This is a genomic window from Enterococcus sp. DIV2449a (assembly GCF_051711225.1).
Lineage (GTDB): Bacteria > Bacillota > Bacilli > Lactobacillales > Enterococcaceae > Enterococcus_D > Enterococcus_D casseliflavus.
The window spans coordinates 471561-487996 of sequence record NZ_JBIOME010000001.1 but is presented as its reverse complement, the minus strand read 5'-3'; the positions used below and the strand labels follow the sequence as shown (position 1 = coordinate 487996).

Here is a 16436-nt window from a genome sequence, read left to right as displayed (position 1 = left end):
TTGTCTATTCGCTCGTTTCTTCAGTGTCAGATTCATTGGCGTGGCTGTGACTGACAGATGCTTGTGTACTGTCGGCAGCAATGGCTTTTTCTAATGCTTTCCAAGCTAAAGTCGCACACTTGATGCGTGCAGGAAACTTCGCCACCCCCCCAAGCATGGAAGCATCGCCTAAGCGATCGCTTTGAGGAATGTCATTTCCTTGGACGAGTTCAGAAAACAAGCCTGATAGCTCACCAGCTTCTGCTAGTGTCTTACCGATAATCGCATCCCCCATCATGGATGCACTGGCGGTACTGATGGAACAGCCTTCGCCAGTAAACGCGATGTCTTTGATGGTGTCTCCTTCGACAGCGAGCTCCAAGTGGATCACGTCGCCACAGGTAGGGTTATTCAATTCGACTTTGTACGTTGAATCATCCAAGGTGCCCCGATGATGTGGGTGGCTGGAATGATCCAGAATGACTTGTCGATACAAATTATCTAATTTCGTTAGTGCCATGTTGGAAAAACTCCTTCGTCAGCTTGATGGCGTCAACCAGTCGATCGGCGTCCTCTCTTGTATTATACAGGTAAAAGCTGGCCCGTGCAGTCGCTGGGACTTGCAAATAGCTCAAGAGGGGTTGGGCACAATGATGACCTGCCCGTACCGCGATGCCCTCCATGTCTAAAGCGGTGGCAACATCATGAGGATGGATGCCAGCTAGATTAAAGGCGATCACTCCCGTGCGTTTTGCTGCTTCTTGGGGGCCATAGATGGTCAAGCCTTCAATGGCTTGCAGTTTTGGCAAAACGTAAGCAGCTAAGTCTGCTTCATGGGCGTGGATGTTTTCTAAGCCGATTTCTGTTAAGTAATCCACCGCTGCACCTAAACCGATCGCACCGGCAATATTTGGTGTACCAGCTTCAAATTTCCACGGCAGTTCTTTCCACGTGCTTTCTTGCAGATGGACAAAATCGATCATTTCCCCACCAAATTCGACGGGCTCCATCTGATCCAGCCATTGCCGCTTGCCGTACAAGACACCGATGCCAGTTGGTCCGCACATTTTATGGCCAGAAAAGGCATAGAAATCACAATCCAGTGCTTGGACATCAACTGTCATATGTGGAACAGCCTGAGCACCATCCACCACCATGACGGCTTGGTGCTGATGCGCCAATTTGGTTAGCTCCGCAATCGGATTGATCACGCCTAAAACATTGGAAACATGAGCGATCGAAACGATAGCGGTTTTTTCAGTGATCTGTTTCTTGGCATCTTCCATGTCCAAGGTGCCTTCTGGCGTCAGCTGGATATATTTCAAGGTAGCTTTTTTTCGGGCTGCTAATTGTTGCCAAGGGATGATATTGGAATGATGTTCCATATAGGAAATCACGATTTCATCGCCTTCATTGACAAAACGGTCGCCGTAGCTGCGGGAGACCCAATTTAAACCAGTGGTCGTCCCTCGAGTAAACAGCACTTCCGCCGTTTCATTCGCATGGATAAAGCTGCGCACTTTTTCCCGTGCGCCTTCATAGGAATGGGTCGCCCGTTCTGCGAGGGTATGGACCCCACGATGAACGTTGGCATTGTCTTGATGGTAATAATCGGTGATCGCCTGCAGCACCGCCTCTGGCTTTTGCGTAGTGGCAGCATTGTCGAGGTAGACCAATGGTTCGTCATTTACGAGCTGATCCAAGATGGGAAACGCTTGTTTCACTTTTTGGGCATCGATCATGCGAGTAACTTCCCTTCGATAACGGCAACCAATTCTTGTTGCACTTCTTTGACTGGGATCGCGGTCAAGACGGAGCCCAAGAAGCCACGAATCACCAAACGTTCCGCTTCTGCTTTGCGCAGCCCACGACTCATCAAGTAGTACATTTCTTCTGGATCGACCCGTCCCACACTGGCTGCGTGTCCGGCGGTTACTTCGTGCTCATCGATCAAAAGGATTGGGTTGGCATCGCCACGGGCTTGGTCAGAAAGCATCAAGACACGACTTTCTTGTTGCGCGTCCGCCCCTTTTGCTCCTTTTAAAATGTGTCCGATACCGTTAAAGGTTAAGACGCCGCGTTCTCTAATGACGCCGTGTTGCAGGATATGGCCAATGGAATGCGGTGCTTTGTTGGTGACGCGAGTGTCGATTCCTTGTGTTTGACGCCCAGCACTGATGGCGACCGCTTTGACTTCCGAATGCGCGCCTTCGCCTACAAGATCAGAATCAAAGTCCGCCACGACGTCGCCGTCATTCATGACTCCAATTGCCCAATCTACCATCGCATCTCGTAATACGTAGCCGCGACGATTCATGTACGTAGTGATGTTGACACCTAACTGATCAATCGCAGAGAATTTGACCTTCGCACCTGCTTTGGCGATCACTTCCACTACGATATTGCCAGACAGTTTTTTCGCTTGGTCGCCTTTGGTTTGGAAACGTTCCAAGTAGCTGAACTCACTGTGCTCATCAGCAACGATCAAAATGTGTTTGAAGAAATGCGCTTGACTATTGCCATTGTGATAGAAAATCGCTTCAAGGGGTTCTTCGATCACCACGTTTTTTGGTACATACAAGAACATGCCGCTATTCATAAACGCCGCATGTGCTGCGGTCATTTTGTCTTCATCCATTGGCACTGCTTTGGTCATGTAGTATTGATTGACCAACTCTGGTACTTCTTTCATTGCTGTAAACAAGTCGGTGAAGATCACGCCTTTGTCAATCAGCTCTTGCGGTAATTGCTCAAAGATGGTGGTGTCATCGAACTGAACGAGGGTCGGATGGTTATCCATCGCGTCAAAGGCGGGAACCAAGCCAGCACCTGTCTCCTTAGATTCACTTGCAGGTAAGGTTGGATCGATGAAGCCTGCAAATTCTTTTTCACCAGCAAGTGCTTGTTCGTCGATATTGAACAATGGCCAACGCTCGTAACGCACCCGCTCGATTTTTGGAAACGCAAGTTCATCCACTTTCGCAAGGGCTGCTTGGCGTAATTCCAACATCCATTCAGGTTCTTCTTTTAACGCTGAAAAAACGTTGACTTGTTCAAGATAATCCTGTAATTTTGCCATTTACCTTGCCTCCTTACGCTTCTTCTTCTTTGTAGTCGATCCCTAACTCTTTACTGATCCCAGCATAGCCTTCTGCTTCTAGGCGTTTGGCTAAATCTGCCGAACCGGTCATCACGACACGGCCTTCCATCATGATATGAACCACGTCTGGTGTGATGTAGTTTAACAGACGTTGGTAATGGGTGATGATCAAAGCGCCAAAGCCTTCGCCGCGCATTTCATTGACGCCTTTTGCTACGACTTTCAAGGCATCAATATCTAGACCAGAGTCGATCTCATCCAAAATCGCAAAGGTTGGATCTAGCATCAACAATTGTAAGATTTCATTTCGTTTCTTTTCTCCACCAGAGAAGCCTTCATTCAGATAGCGTTCCGCCATTTCTTCTGGCATATTCAATAAATCCATTTTTTCATCTAATTTTTTCAAGAAATCCATGACAGAGATTTTGTCGTCTTCGTCACGTTTGGCATTGATCGCTGCGCGCATGAATTCTGCATTGGTGATGCCTGGAATTTCGCTTGGGTATTGCATCGCCAAGAACAGACCTAAACGAGCTCGCTCATCCACTTCCATTTCCAAGACATTTTCGCCGTCGAACAAAATTTCCCCTTCTGTCACTTCATAATTCGGGTTACCCATGATGGCAGCGGACAAGGTTGATTTCCCTGTACCGTTTGGTCCCATGATGGCATGGATCTCTCCAGTTTTTAACACTAAGTCAACGCCTTTTAAGATCTTTTTATCTTCGATTTGGACGTGTAGATTTTTAATTTCTAAAACTGACATTTCTTTCCCTCCAGTATCTTTTCTTTCTCACTATTTTAGACTAATTGAGAATGAACTTCAAACGCTATTCCCGACTTTTTTAAAATATTTCTAATCTGTACATTGGAATTATTATAAAGTATTACATAGAGATAGTACATGGTTATTGTTCAGAAAGTCGACTATTTTTGAAATTTTACTTTTATCTTTCAACTATCTTCTTTTCTCTATTGTTGAAACCTTGTATTCTTAGGAAATCAAAGTGAAGGACCCTCACTCGTTTTTTGTGAGGGTCCTTCACTTTTTCCATCCTGCTGTTTTTTTAACTATAATGGAAAATTAAAGTTCATCATAAAATGCTGTGCAACGTTAATCATTTCTTTTTTTGATAGTTTCCCTAAAATTTCAATCTTTCTACCGCCACGCTCGGAATAATCTAGCGTATAAACTTGCTTTGTATTTACTTTACTCCCAGGTTTCAATTTATCGTGTTGAATATCGACAAAGTAAGGACGCTTCCTATCTGTACTCGTTATTGGACAAACAATGATCAAATTTGAAGTGTAACTGTACTCATCCCTGCTGATGACTAAAGCAGGCCTGCGCTTTTTGATTTCACTCCCTTTCGAGGGATCAAAATCAATAAATACAAGAGTCCCTTGTTCGAGTCTATTCATCAAGCTGCCTGCCTTCAACAATAAAATCAGCAGCTAGCATATCTTCTTCATCAACAAATTCTTTCTCTTTCGCAGCTAAAAAATAATCATCGATCTTAGGAATCAAGGAAATCGTACCATCGTTTTCTTTGCTGATAAAGTAGGTCTTACCAGCAGGAATCTCAAACTTACTTGCTAGCGTGACCATTACCGCATTTCCTTGCTTTCTTGTTTTCACTGTATCCAAAACAATCACCTTTCCTTCATAACATTTATAGTCTATTTTACCACGTAATTACTGTAATTACAAAATACAGCTAGGAGATCAGCCCCTTTTTTACTAGGTACTTTACTATACGCAAAATGCATCTGATAAATCATCAACAACAAAAGAGGACACGAAAAAATCTCGCATCCCCTACCTTCACTTCTGCTGTGCCCATTCTTCTCGCAAGATGCCATACTTGATGGAATCATAATAGGTGCCTTCCCAGAAACGGACTTTGCGGATCTGGGCTTCTTTGGTCATCCCTAGCTTTTCTCCTAGTTTCATCATGCGGTGATTGCCCGACCACGTGGTATAACCAACACGCTGGATATGAGGCTGTGATTCAAACAACTCATTGATCCACTGGCGAATTGCTTGGCTGCCAATCCCTTGATTCCAAAGGGAAGCATCATAGATGGCTATCCCGAATTCCAACCACTGCTGCAAGGTATTGTCTTCCCAATAAGCGGTCGCGATCCCTACGATTCTTCCTTGATAGCTGATCACTTTACGTAACGGGTTGTCGATGCAGCTAGCACCAAACCCCGTTCGAAATTCTTCCCACGTCAACACGGGGTCTTGGAAATACGGTCCGTCCCATTTTTTCCATTCTAAATCTGCCTTAGGCCCATAGCTGATCGACCAAAGTTCAGCAATCATTTCTTCCGTAATCGGTTGAAGTGTGACTGTTTCTGCCATCTTCAAGCCCCCCTTTCTCCTAGAAAAGTCGTCTCCTTAAACGGTTCTTCACGCGTTGTGGAGAACCGTTTGAGATACAAGTACACGTATTGTGATCGACGATCAGTGCTTATTTCCCAAAAAGCTTTTGGAGAAACCCTTTTTTCTCAGGGACTTCCTTTGTTTCAGTCACGTGAAGCGGTCCAGTTTCCTTCACGACTTGCTGAAAGCCACGATTGTCTTGCAGCAACAGACCGTTTAGTTCCAGGATCCCAGACAGACTGCCAATCATCCGCCGCACTTCTCCCGCACTTTTGCCGAAAAAGCGCTGGTCGTCATTTGCTTCGGCTTCTTCCAAAATAACCAGCAGCTGCTGGATGCTTTGATTTTGTTCACCTAAGACGTACGACAACTGGTCAACTTCCGCTGCTGTAGTTGCCGCTGACGGTACTAAATCCGTTACGAGCTTTAAGCTATCTAAATAATCCTTTAAGTCAAAAATAAACGTTTGTGCCGCTTCATTATTCATTAATTGACTTTGACTCAATTTTCTTTGTAGCGCTTCCAATTCACTTGAACGTTTAGAAAGTTCGCTTACAATCGTTTCTGTATCCATATGCCACCTCCTAATGACATTGTCCCGTTTTCTCTTTCATCCGTCAAGAATTCGTCGGACTTTTTTCTGCGTTTTTACCGATCAGACCTGCCTATTGCTCCTGTTGGTACTTTGTCGGTGCGCAGCCATAGCGCTTCGCAAAGAGCCGATTAAAATGGTTGATGTTTTGGAACCCAGATTGAAACGCCGCCTCTCGAATCGTTAGTGTTTCGTTACTGCGTAAATAAAAAAACTTTTGAAACCGAGCTTGCAATAAATCTTCTTTGGGCGTGGTATGAAAAAATTGTTGATAGAGCTTATAGAATTGGCTTTTACCGATGGAAAGCTCTCGGCTAAACTGGTAAAAATCCCATTGCTGTTCGCAATTGACTAACATTTTCAACCGCATCGCTTGAAACAGTTGATAGTGTTCGTTTTGTGGTTGCGGGATGCTTTCTTCAAAATTGCGTTCAAGTAAGACCAATAGATTTGTCATATACGCCGCGATCAATTCTTTCGTGTGTCGTTGTGGCAACAAGGATTCATGATTGATCTTTTGGATCAATTTGTTGATTTGTTGAATATTTTTCGGCTGGAACAGTTGGTTACAAGGGATCGCATAGGTTTCTTCGATCACTTGATCCGTTTGAAACTCAACAAAGCTATTAAAAAAATCTTCTTTGCCACGATAATCTTGATAGACGGTTGGAGGAAAAAGAATGCAGCTACCTTTTTCACTAGTTTCTTGATGACCATCTTCAAAAGTGAAAACCATTGGAGACAACGTCAACACGAAAAGATAATGCTTTAAGCCAGAGGGGCGATAAATATGATCGGAAACAGCATTGTGCATTTGAAATCCTGAATAGGTTACGTTCAACTTCTCACTCCTTCCTACTTGCCTTTAGTATAAAGAAAACGGACAAAACGTCAATAGAATAAGACAGAATGTAGTGTTTATTTTCATAGACTATCGCTACAATGAAAGAAAAGAAAGGGGTTGCAAAATTGAAGAAAACTACGATGTATTTAGACAAACACTTTATTTTGGCACCAGTCGACGAACGGATCTACGGCTCTTTTGTGGAGCACTTAGGGCGCTGTGTGTACGAAGGGATCTATCAACCAGAAAGTCCTTTTGCCGATGAGCAAGGCTTTCGTCAAGATGTCGCTGCCTTGATCAAGCAGTTGAATGTGCCGATCGTCCGTTACCCAGGAGGCAATTTCGTCTCTGGGTATAAATGGGAAGATAGCGTCGGCCCTAAAGAGCAACGGCCAGCAAAAATCGATTTGGCCTGGCGGGTAATCGAAAGCAATCAGTTCGGCTTAAACGAATTTATGGATTGGACCAAACAAGTCAATACGGCACCGATGATGGCGATCAATCTTGGGACACGAGGAATCGAAGCAGCGAAAAACTTGATCGAATACACCAATTTAAAAGGCGGCAGCTATTATAGTGACCTCCGTCGTGCCCATGGGGTGGCCGATCCTCATGACATCAAACTTTGGTGTCTAGGAAATGAAATGGACGGTCCTTGGCAAGAAGGACATAAGACAGCCGATGAATATGGCCGTCTCGCAGAAGAAGCTGGCAAAGCGATGCGTTTGATGGACCCAACGATCGAAACCGTCGCTTGCGGTAGTTCTTCTCTCACGATGCCGACCTTTGGCATGTGGGAAGATACAGTATTAAGTCATTGTTACGATCAAGTCGACTACATTTCCATGCACCAATATTATGGTAACCGTAACGGCGATAGCCAAGATTATCTAGCAAGCAATGTCGCAATGGATCAGTTCATCAGTCAAGTCGCAGCAATCTGTGATGCAGTGAAAGCCAAACGCCGAAGTAAGAAGACGATCAATATTTCCTTCGACGAATGGAACATCTGGTATCACTCAAATGAACAGGATCAAAAAATTGAACCTTGGAGTCAACACCCACCACAATTAGAAGACGTCTATCACTTTGAAGATGCGTTACTCGTCGCAAGCATGATGATCACGATGCTTCAACACGCAGATCGCGTTAAAATCGCCTGCATGGCACAGCTGGTCAACGTGATCGCACCGATCATGACTTCCGATACTGCCGCTTGGAAACAAACGATTTTTTATCCCTATGAAATGATCAGCAACTATGGTCGCGGTCACGTGTTGCATAGCATCCTTCGAGGAGCTGATTTCGATAGCAGCCACGGAAAAGCTTCTTATGTGGATGCCATTGCGATCGAAAACGAAGATGACTATTTGACCTTTTTCTTAGTAAATAAGGATTTGCAGGATGCCAACGAATTCACTTGCGACTTGCGTCAATATGATTCATTGCAAATCGCTACCCATCAAGTCTTGCACCACCCAGACTTGCATGCCGCCAATACCGAAGCAACCCCGAACAACGTTGTGCCCGTCAATGGAAAAACAGCGGAATTGAATGACGGCATTTTGCGTGTCGTCTTGGAAAAACAAAGCTTCCAGATGCTACGCTTGAAGAAAAACGTCAGCAAGTAACGAGCGTATCTGTTTTAGCAAAAAAAGCAGCAGCCTTGGTGACATCCTGAAAAAACGAGACTTTTACGGAGTGGAGAAATCCACTCCTTTTTTATGATCCACCCCCCTGTTCAATTGCTAATTTTCGCATTCTTAACTGATCTGGGCAAGGAAGCGGCAACTGCCAGCTTGTTTTTCAAAAAAAGAGACGACAAAAGAACACCCTGCGGCAGCTAAGATACCGCTGGGTGTTCTTGATTCATTGTTTAGCCGTTATAGGCATCAACGATGATTTGTTTCAATTCAGAGATTAGTGGTTCTTTTGGATTTGCTGTTGTACATTGGTCTTCGTAAGCCAATTCAGCCATGCGATCAACTGTTGTATCTAGTGTTTGTTGAGTGACGCCTTGCGCTTTCAAGCTCATGTCGATACCCACAGATTGTCCTAATTCGTAAACAGCTGTTGCCAATGCTTCAACCAATTCAGCCGTTGTTTTGCCTTTAAGGCCTAAGAATTTCGCAATGTCTGCGTAATCTGTATCGGCACGGAAGAAGTCATATTTAGGGAACATTGCATGTTTTTGTGGGTCTTTGGCATTGTAACGGATAATGTGCGGTAAAAGAATCGCATTTGTACGTCCGTGAGGAATACCATATTCACCACCGATTTTGTGAGCTACAGAGTGGCAAATACCTAGGAATGCATTGGCGAAGGCCATACCTGCCATTGTTGAGGCATTATGCATTTTTTCGCGAGATTCCATATCAGGTGTTTTCACTGATTTTTCTAAGTAGTCAAAGACTAACTTGATTGCTTGTAAGCTCAATCCACGAGTGTAATCAGATGCCATTACTGACACATAAGATTCGATCGCATGAGTCAAAACGTCCATTCCAGTGTCTGCTGTAACAGAAGCAGGTACTGACATTACGAATTGAGGGTCAACGATTGCAACATCTGGTGTCAATGCGTAATCAGCTAATGGGTACTTCACGTGTGTTTCACTGTCAGTGATAACCGCAAATGGTGTTACTTCAGAACCAGTACCAGACGTTGTTGGGATACAAACGAATTGCGTTTTTTCTGGTTTGTCGATCTTGTATGTCCGTTTACGGATATCTAAGAATTTTTGTTTCGCGCCGAAGAATGAAGTATCTGGGTGCTCATAGAACATCCACATGCCTTTGGCAGCATCCATTGCTGATCCACCACCAAGGGCGATCACTGTATCTGGTTTGAAATCAACCATCATTTTTGTTCCAGCGTAAACGGTGTTTGTTGATGGGTTTGGTTCTACGTCAGAGAAGACTTCGATTTTCACGTCATTTTTACGACGAGCAAGTACTTCACGAACCGTATCGCAATAGCCGAATTGAACCATACCAGGGTCACAAACGATCATGACACGTTCAACGTTTTCCATTTTCTCCAAGTACATTAGAGAGTTCTTTTCAAAGAAGATTTTTGGTGGCAATTTAAACCATTGCATATTATTTCTCCGTTTCGCTACAGTTTTCACGTTGATCAAGTTCACAGCAGAAACATTTCGTGATACAGAATTTTTCCCGTATGAACCACAACCAAGTGTCAATGATGGAATCATTTCGTTGTAGATATTTCCGATACCACCTTCTGCAGATGGTGTGTTAACTAAGATACGGCAAGCTTTCATGCGTAGGCCGAATGCTAATTGCAAGTCTTCGTTTTCAGTGTGGATCACCGCTGTATGGCCTAATCCGCCTAAATCAAGCATTGCTTCACATTTTTCGAACGCGTCTTCTGTGTTGTTTGCTTTGATCATTGCTAAAACTGGAGAAAGTTTTTCTCTTGATAGTGGGTAATCAGCACCGACACCGTCAAGTTCAGCGATCAATAATTTTGTTCCTTCTGGTACGTTGATGCCTGCTAATTTCGCGATTTCCATTGCTGAATGTCCAACGATTGCTGGATTTACGGCATATTTCCCTTCGTTCATCACGGCATCTTCAAGTTTTTGTAATTCTTTTGCTTTTACAACATAGACTTGATGTGCTTCAAATTCTGCTTTCACAGAGGCATAGACTTCTTTATCAACGATCACTGCTTGTTCAGAGGCACAGATCATTCCGTTATCAAAAGTTTTTGATACGATCAAGTCATTGACTGCTCGTTTCACTTTCGCTGTTTTTTCGATATAAGCAGGTACGTTCCCTGGTCCAACACCTAATGCAGGTTTACCAGTTGAGTATGCTGCTTTGACCATGCCAGCGCCACCAGTTGCTAATACGATCGCAATTCCTGGGTGGTTCATCAATAAGCCAGTCGCTTCGATTGATGGATGTTCGATCCATTGCACACAGTTTTCAGGTGCCCCAGCAGCGATGGCTGCATCACGAACGATACGTGCAGCTTCTGCTGAACATTTTTGTGCAGATGGGTGGAAAGCAAAAACGATCGGGTTACGTGTTTTCAAAGCGATCATCGCTTTAAAGATCGTTGTAGATGTTGGGTTGGTTGTTGGTGTTACCCCACAAACGACACCAACTGGTTCAGCGATTTCAATCAAGCCTTTTTGTTTGTCTTCATTGATCACGCCGACTGTTTTGTCATGTTTGATACTGTTCCAAATATATTCTGAAGCGTACATGTTTTTGATCGCTTTATCTTCATAGATACCACGTCCAGTTTCTTCTACTGCCATTTTAGCTAAAGGCATATGTTTGTCTAATGCTGCCATTGCCATTTCATGAACAATGTGGTCCACTTTTTCTTGATCAAAGCTTTCCATTTCTTTTAACGCCACATTTGCCTTCGTTGCTAAATCGTCGATCATTGCTTGTACGTCGATTGTCACTTCTTTTTCCAATGTCTTAGCCATTGTATGTCCTCCTAGTTTTTAAACATGTTTTGTTTGTTAACTACTTCACATACAGATCATACAACATCTTTTTTCGTTTGTAAATAGTTTTTGTGATTTTTTTCACAGTTTATTTTATTCACTGATATTTAACCGTTTACAAAACCTTTTGAAGAAAAGAAGTGGACAAAAGTTTCGGTTTTCATTAAGAAAAATGCCATGTGTTTGATTGAACAATCTATAAATTACACTGGATTACTGCTCACATTTAAAAACAATTTCTTCCCTCTAGTATTTTACATTGCTCAAAGTGACCTTTGAGGACAAAAAAACGACCAGCCATCGCTGATCGTCTTTCTCTTTAAAACAAATCCTCTTGGTCTGCTTCTGTTAGAGGCTTCCCGTGGGCAAGCTGGGAAACAACGTGCGCCATCTTTTTGTAGGAATCATTCAATCCGATTCCGCCTTTTTTCGGCATCTTCAAGATATAGATGTCTTTGGCATAGATTGCCACTGCTGGGTTTTCCTCTGACATCGCTGCAGCCCCTGGAATTCCTTGTGCATTGAATACTTTCGTCAATCCTGCTGCCATTTCGCCAAAATTAGGATAATGCATCGCAGGTCCGCAAAGAACGGCATCGGCGTCAAATTTTTTAGCAAACCCCACAAATTTTTTATTCACTTCTTCTTGATGCTCGTGATAATATTGGTCACCACAATAAAGCGTTGCAACGATTTGTGCGTCTTGCTCTTGAAAAAGTGGATTCAAGGTTCGACCTGGACCAAGGGCAGCTTTTTTGCCGCTTGGCGGCAACTGAGCATTTTCATCACTTCCCATCCCTGCAGTGACATGATTGAGAATCAAAATTATTTTTTTCATGAGCGGTGCCTCTTTTCTTATAGATCATCAAAATCGAAATCATCAAAATTGATTTCCTCTTCTTCTTGTTCAACGGTATCCGCTTCTTCTTTTAGATATTGATTATCTAAGACTTTGATAAACGGATAATAAATAGCCATTCCTAAGAGGATCAACAAGACTTGTAACACGGACGCTTGCCAACCACTGACTAAGAAACCAGAAATAATCGGTGGCGTGGTCCATGGCAGTTGAATTCCATTGGTATAGTTGACTAACCCAAGATCCATACAGAAGTAAGAGATAATAATATTGATCGTTGGCACTAAAGCAAAAGGAATCAGCAGAACTGGATTCAAGACGATCGGTAACCCAAAGATGATGGGTTCATTGATCCCGAAAATACCTGGGATTAACGATAACTGTGATAGTTTTTTGACCCGTTGGCTTTTACAGACTAAGATCATGACTAAAATCAAAGATAATGTCGAACCGCCCCCACCAAAGGTCGCGAACATGTCTTGAAATTGACCGGTGATGATGTTAGGAATTTCTGCGCCATTCTTGAAAGCATCTAAATTTTCAATAGATAATGCTCGTAAGATAGGGTTGAAGACAGCGCCGACCACACTGGAACCATTGATCCCAAAGAACCAGAAAAAATGCAAAAATAGGTAGGCTATGATCATGGCACCTAAAGTATTTCCTAAACTTAACAACGGTGTCTGTAAGAACTTAAAGAGGATCTCTTGGAGATTGCCATAAGACGTCAAGTTGGCTAACCAGTTGGCGATCATAAAGACCGTCACGATCACAAAGCTGGGAATCAACGCCTCAAAGGATTTCACCACAGTTGGGGGAACACCGTCAGGCATTTTGATCGTCCACCCTTTGCGTAATAACGCAACGAACATTCTGGTGGAAATCAAGGCAACAACCATCCCTAAGAACAAACCGCTAGAACCCATCCATCGTAATGGCAGGCTGCCAACTTCATATACTTCCGTAGAGCCTTCTGGTGTGAAAACGGTCGTAAATGGTGTCACGATAAAAAAAGAAACGAGTGAAATAATGGCTGCTTGCATGGCATCAACTTTAAACTGTTTTGCCAAACTATACCCGATCCCACCAACGGCTAAAATCGTCATAATGTCAAAGCTGGCTGTTGCTGGCATATTCAACATCGTTGCCCAGTTGTCTCCCAGCAAACTGCTCATCATCTCGTTCCAATTTGGAATCGGAAAATTGGTCAAGACTAAAAAGAGTGAACCCACGATCAACAACGGTGTGGATAATAAGAAACCATCACGAATCGCAATCAAGTATTTGTTTTCACCGATCGTCTTTGCCATCGGTGTTAACACTTTTTCTAACCAGTTTAAAAATTTCTGCATTTTTCTTCCTCCCATCTGCGTGCTATCTGGCAGATAACACGTAGTCCCCTGTTACTCCAACACTTTTATTACTTTGCTTTGGCTTTTTTGATCAAGCTTAAGGCATCTTTCAACGCTCGTTCGCCATCCATCATGCCGTATGCTTCTGTCGCGATCGTGCCGACTGGAATCCCCATTGGCTCGAAAGTTGCTTTCATTTTGCTATCTAAGTGTCGTACTTGTGGACCTAACAAAATAGCGACTGGTTTTTCTTGTTCGACTTTTTCTTCTGCATGGATCGCAGGGAATGCTTCGATCGTCAAAGGCATGTTGTGCTTTTTGACGACTTCCATCATTTTATTGACCATGATACTCGTTGACATTCCAGCTTCACAAAACAAATAGATTTTTTTCGTTGCCATATCCATTCCTCCAATGTTTGTTTTTCTCAATCGCGGTTGTTAGACCGGCGCTTTGATTCGTTCTTCATACGCTTCCAACCATTCTTTCGTAATAGGCTCGATCATGGTTGTCTGCTCAGGTCCTGGCGTTGCCATAAAAATAGCTGGCGCTTGATTGGTGGTTGCGACACTAAAGGTAAATTCTACATTGGTTGCCACGCCCCAGCGCCCCTGTTTATCTAAGGCAATCAGCGAGAAGGCGCCGGCTTTGCCATAGCGCTTCTTCAATCGCGCTTCAAAGTCGTAAACGGCTTGATCACATGCTTCTTGCGGTGCTAGCCCTTCTCCCATCAAACGGACGATTTCGTAGGAAAGGCAGCCTTTCATCAAGTCTTCCCCTAACCCTGTGGCAGCGGCACCGCCGATTTCACTATCCACATAAAAACCAGATCCAGACAAAGGTGAATCGCCAACACGACCGCTTTTTTTCATAAATAAACCAGAACTAGAGGTTCCTGCTGCCATGCTTTGGTGTTCATCCAGCGCAACTACTCCCACTGTATCGTGGCCGTCATAGGGATCGAGGTTGTTGGCAGCGATCTCTGCTTTGCGCTTTTCCCAAATGGTTTTGGCTCGCGGTGTCAGCATCTCTTTGGGCTGGAATCCTTCGGCAAGCGCATAAGCGACCGCTCCTTGGCCGATCCGAAAACTATTGAATTTCTCCTCACTTAGGCTGCGTGCCACGGAAATAGGATTTTCCACATCGACGATCCCAGCGACGGCACCAATTTTGAAGGTATCACCATCCATGAAGGCAGCGTCCATTTCCAACACGCCTTCTTCGTTGGGCAGTCCGCCATACCCCACCGATTTATAAAATGGATAATCTTCCACTGCTTTAATGGCTGTTTCTACTGCATCTTGGCAGGAGCCTTGTTGCTCTAATATTGCTTTAGCAGCGAGCACGCCATCGTGTGCCATCCGCCATGTAGCAATCATTCCCCACATAAATATCCCTCCATTTTTCATAGCGCTTTCAAGTATATTCTATACGGTATATACTACTATGTCTATACTAAAAAAAGAGTTTCTCAAAAAAATTGGAAAACTCTTCTTCGTTCGTGTCTTCGCTTATTTTGTCAGTGCTTGTAAGCTGCGCAAATAAATTTCAAGATTCGTCCGTAGATCGGCAACCGCCATGTACTCATCTTGGTTATGAGCGATCCCTTTTTGCCCTGGAAAAGACGGACCAAAAGCAAGGATGTTTGGCATCTTGCGGGCGTAGGTTGCTCCTGTAGTCGTCACGGGGGTTGGATCATTGCCCGTTACTTGGTGATAGATTGTCGATAGCTTTTGGATTTCGGGGGCATCTTTTGATCGGCAGAACCCTGGAATGCTGCGAAGGATCGTAAGGCTTGCCCCTTTTGGCAATGCCTTTTGCACCCCAGCGAGCACTTGTTCCTCCGTTACCGATACAGGATAGCGGAAGGCCACTTCTAACGCTAGTCCACTGGCGGATTTTTGGAGAACCACAGGGGTCAAGATCAATTTTCCTGAATCAGCATCTTCTAGTACCAAATCAATGCCTTCGCCATAGTGCTGCTGGTGAAAACTTTGGGTGATCCACTGCAAAGCTGCTTGCAATGACGGTGTCGCCGCCAGTTGCGGTGCCGCTTGCTGCGCAAGTTTTGTAATGGCATTGTCCCCTAGCTCAGGGGCATTGCTAGGGGAGCGTTTGCCTAGTGCTTCAAAGGACTGGCTGCCTACGGTTACCGACAGGTGGTCTGGCACATGATCGCGGAATTGATCGCCAGAAAACGCAGCTAACAGCTGCTGTTCTTGGACGGGCAATGGAAAATCAAGTTGCACATTGACGACACCCCGTTCGCCGTAAACCACTGGATACTTGCAGTCTGGCGTAAAACCAAAACGCGGTGGCTGCTCAACCGCTAGATAATGCGGGATATCCGACATGCCGCTTTCTTCATCTGTACCGAAAATGATCCGCAACGGTAATTGCGGTTGATGACCAAGGTCTTTCAATACTTTCATGGCAAACAAACAGCTGATGATCGGGCCTTTGTTATCTAAGACCCCTCGGCCATAAAAGTTGCCGTCTTTTTCAGTTAGTGCAAACGGTGGGTAGCTCCAGCCAGAACCTGCCGAGACGACATCCAAGTGTCCTAACACACCGATATAGTCGGTATCCGTTGGTCCCCAATGGGCATAGCCGATCGCATCATCGATGACCGTTGTTTGAAACCCGTATGCTGCGCTTTTTTCCATGACGTATGCTAACACTTCTCGTGGTCCTGTGCCATAAGGCGCATGAGGCGCCGGCTCACCTTTGACGCTTGCGATCTGCATCACCTCGCTCAAAAGCGTGAGAAATTCTGACCAATTGGCTTCAATACTTGCTGTGAGTGGATCCATTGTCTTCACCTCTAGAGGA

The 16436-nt window shown here is 44.3% G+C and carries 16 protein-coding genes; 1 reads left to right on the top strand and 15 read right to left on the bottom strand.

All coding sequences use genetic code 11. From position 1 onward, the window contains the following. Positions 1 to 4: 4 nt before the first annotated feature. The 9 genes from sufU to IGI76_RS02260 form a co-directional block, all read right to left on the bottom strand. Positions 5 to 499: a Fe-S cluster assembly sulfur transfer protein SufU gene (gene sufU / locus IGI76_RS02300; protein WP_005232105.1), complete on the bottom strand. Its 495-nt coding sequence runs from the start codon at positions 497 to 499 to the stop codon at positions 5 to 7. After that, positions 477 to 1721 carry a cysteine desulfurase gene (locus tag IGI76_RS02295; RefSeq protein ID WP_333718926.1) on the bottom strand — a complete coding sequence of 415 codons (1245 nt, stop codon included), beginning with the start codon at positions 1719 to 1721 and terminating at the stop codon, positions 477 to 479. Before IGI76_RS02295 ends, sufU begins: the two co-directional genes overlap by 23 nt. Next, on the bottom strand, positions 1718 to 3058 hold the full coding sequence (gene sufD / locus IGI76_RS02290) for a Fe-S cluster assembly protein SufD (RefSeq protein ID WP_015508910.1): 1341 nt from the start codon (positions 3056 to 3058) through the stop codon (positions 1718 to 1720). Before sufD ends, IGI76_RS02295 begins: the two co-directional genes overlap by 4 nt. Before the next feature lie 13 nt (positions 3059 to 3071). Next, complete coding sequence (gene sufC / locus IGI76_RS02285) at positions 3072 to 3845, bottom strand: Fe-S cluster assembly ATPase SufC (protein ID WP_005232112.1); 774 nt, start codon at positions 3843 to 3845, stop codon at positions 3072 to 3074. Positions 3846 to 4150: 305 nt separating this feature from the next. Continuing rightward, the gene (locus IGI76_RS02280; protein WP_333718924.1) at positions 4151 to 4501 is read right to left on the bottom strand and encodes a type II toxin-antitoxin system PemK/MazF family toxin; all 351 of its coding nucleotides are present in this window, start codon (positions 4499 to 4501) and stop codon (positions 4151 to 4153) included. Further along, the gene (gene mazE / locus IGI76_RS02275) at positions 4494 to 4718 is read right to left on the bottom strand and encodes a type II toxin-antitoxin system PemI/MazE family antitoxin (protein ID WP_371860490.1); all 225 of its coding nucleotides are present in this window, start codon (positions 4716 to 4718) and stop codon (positions 4494 to 4496) included. Before mazE ends, IGI76_RS02280 begins: the two co-directional genes overlap by 8 nt. A gap of 186 nt (positions 4719 to 4904) precedes the next feature. Next, positions 4905 to 5447 (bottom strand): GNAT family N-acetyltransferase, encoded by a 543-nt coding sequence (locus IGI76_RS02270; protein WP_325843424.1) that lies wholly within the window; start codon positions 5445 to 5447, stop codon positions 4905 to 4907. A 109-nt stretch (positions 5448 to 5556) separates the two neighbouring features. After that, positions 5557 to 6042 (bottom strand): hypothetical protein, encoded by a 486-nt coding sequence (locus IGI76_RS02265; RefSeq protein WP_156237076.1) that lies wholly within the window; start codon positions 6040 to 6042, stop codon positions 5557 to 5559. 91 nt (positions 6043 to 6133) lie between these two features. Continuing rightward, positions 6134 to 6901: a helix-turn-helix domain-containing protein gene (locus IGI76_RS02260; protein ID WP_086293929.1), complete on the bottom strand. Its 768-nt coding sequence runs from the start codon at positions 6899 to 6901 to the stop codon at positions 6134 to 6136. Between the two features lie 101 nt (positions 6902 to 7002). Between IGI76_RS02260 and arfA the strand changes: the two genes are divergently transcribed. Further along, positions 7003 to 8535, top strand: coding sequence for an arabinosylfuranosidase ArfA (gene arfA, locus IGI76_RS02255; protein WP_333718923.1), 1533 nt, complete (start codon positions 7003 to 7005; stop codon positions 8533 to 8535). Positions 8536 to 8780: 245 nt separating this feature from the next. On the opposite strand, the gene adhE is transcribed toward arfA, so the two are convergent. The 6 genes from adhE to IGI76_RS02225 all read right to left on the bottom strand — a co-directional run bounded on the left by adhE (position 8781) and on the right by IGI76_RS02225 (position 16417). Then, the gene (gene adhE / locus IGI76_RS02250) at positions 8781 to 11372 is read right to left on the bottom strand and encodes a bifunctional acetaldehyde-CoA/alcohol dehydrogenase (RefSeq protein WP_010748754.1); all 2592 of its coding nucleotides are present in this window, start codon (positions 11370 to 11372) and stop codon (positions 8781 to 8783) included. A 340-nt stretch (positions 11373 to 11712) separates the two neighbouring features. Next, positions 11713 to 12231 carry a GrdB-related putative oxidoreductase gene (locus IGI76_RS02245; protein ID WP_005232156.1) on the bottom strand — a complete coding sequence of 173 codons (519 nt, stop codon included), beginning with the start codon at positions 12229 to 12231 and terminating at the stop codon, positions 11713 to 11715. A 17-nt stretch (positions 12232 to 12248) separates the two neighbouring features. Continuing rightward, complete coding sequence (gene celB, locus IGI76_RS02240; protein ID WP_086339082.1) at positions 12249 to 13604, bottom strand: PTS cellobiose transporter subunit IIC; 1356 nt, start codon at positions 13602 to 13604, stop codon at positions 12249 to 12251. 68 nt (positions 13605 to 13672) lie between these two features. Continuing rightward, a complete protein-coding gene (locus tag IGI76_RS02235) occupies positions 13673 to 14005 on the bottom strand; it encodes a PTS sugar transporter subunit IIB (RefSeq protein WP_005227348.1) in 333 nt (110 codons plus the stop codon). 39 nt (positions 14006 to 14044) lie between these two features. Further along, on the bottom strand, positions 14045 to 14992 hold the full coding sequence (locus IGI76_RS02230; RefSeq protein ID WP_333718922.1) for a N(4)-(beta-N-acetylglucosaminyl)-L-asparaginase: 948 nt from the start codon (positions 14990 to 14992) through the stop codon (positions 14045 to 14047). 123 nt (positions 14993 to 15115) lie between these two features. Next, the gene (locus tag IGI76_RS02225; RefSeq protein ID WP_333718921.1) at positions 15116 to 16417 is read right to left on the bottom strand and encodes a Sapep family Mn(2+)-dependent dipeptidase; all 1302 of its coding nucleotides are present in this window, start codon (positions 16415 to 16417) and stop codon (positions 15116 to 15118) included. Between the last annotated feature and the right edge of the window lie 19 nt (positions 16418 to 16436).

Coding starts and splice junctions, on each gene's coding strand:
- sufU (WP_005232105.1), bottom strand. CDS start 499: ATGGCACTAACGAAATTAGATAATTTGTATCGACAAGTCATTCTGGAT.
- IGI76_RS02295 (WP_333718926.1), bottom strand. CDS start 1,721: ATGATCGATGCCCAAAAAGTGAAACAAGCGTTTCCCATCTTGGATCAG.
- sufD (WP_015508910.1), bottom strand. CDS start 3,058: ATGGCAAAATTACAGGATTATCTTGAACAAGTCAACGTTTTTTCAGCG.
- sufC (WP_005232112.1), bottom strand. CDS start 3,845: ATGTCAGTTTTAGAAATTAAAAATCTACACGTCCAAATCGAAGATAAA.
- IGI76_RS02280 (WP_333718924.1), bottom strand. CDS start 4,501: ATGAATAGACTCGAACAAGGGACTCTTGTATTTATTGATTTTGATCCC.
- IGI76_RS02270 (WP_325843424.1), bottom strand. CDS start 5,447: ATGGCAGAAACAGTCACACTTCAACCGATTACGGAAGAAATGATTGCT.
- IGI76_RS02265 (WP_156237076.1), bottom strand. CDS start 6,042: ATGGATACAGAAACGATTGTAAGCGAACTTTCTAAACGTTCAAGTGAA.
- arfA (WP_333718923.1), top strand. CDS start 7,003: ATGAAAGAAAAGAAAGGGGTTGCAAAATTGAAGAAAACTACGATGTAT.
- adhE (WP_010748754.1), bottom strand. CDS start 11,372: ATGGCTAAGACATTGGAAAAAGAAGTGACAATCGACGTACAAGCAATG.
- IGI76_RS02245 (WP_005232156.1), bottom strand. CDS start 12,231: ATGAAAAAAATAATTTTGATTCTCAATCATGTCACTGCAGGGATGGGA.
- celB (WP_086339082.1), bottom strand. CDS start 13,604: ATGCAGAAATTTTTAAACTGGTTAGAAAAAGTGTTAACACCGATGGCA.
- IGI76_RS02235 (WP_005227348.1), bottom strand. CDS start 14,005: ATGGCAACGAAAAAAATCTATTTGTTTTGTGAAGCTGGAATGTCAACG.
- IGI76_RS02230 (WP_333718922.1), bottom strand. CDS start 14,992: ATGTGGGGAATGATTGCTACATGGCGGATGGCACACGATGGCGTGCTC.
- IGI76_RS02225 (WP_333718921.1), bottom strand. CDS start 16,417: ATGGATCCACTCACAGCAAGTATTGAAGCCAATTGGTCAGAATTTCTC.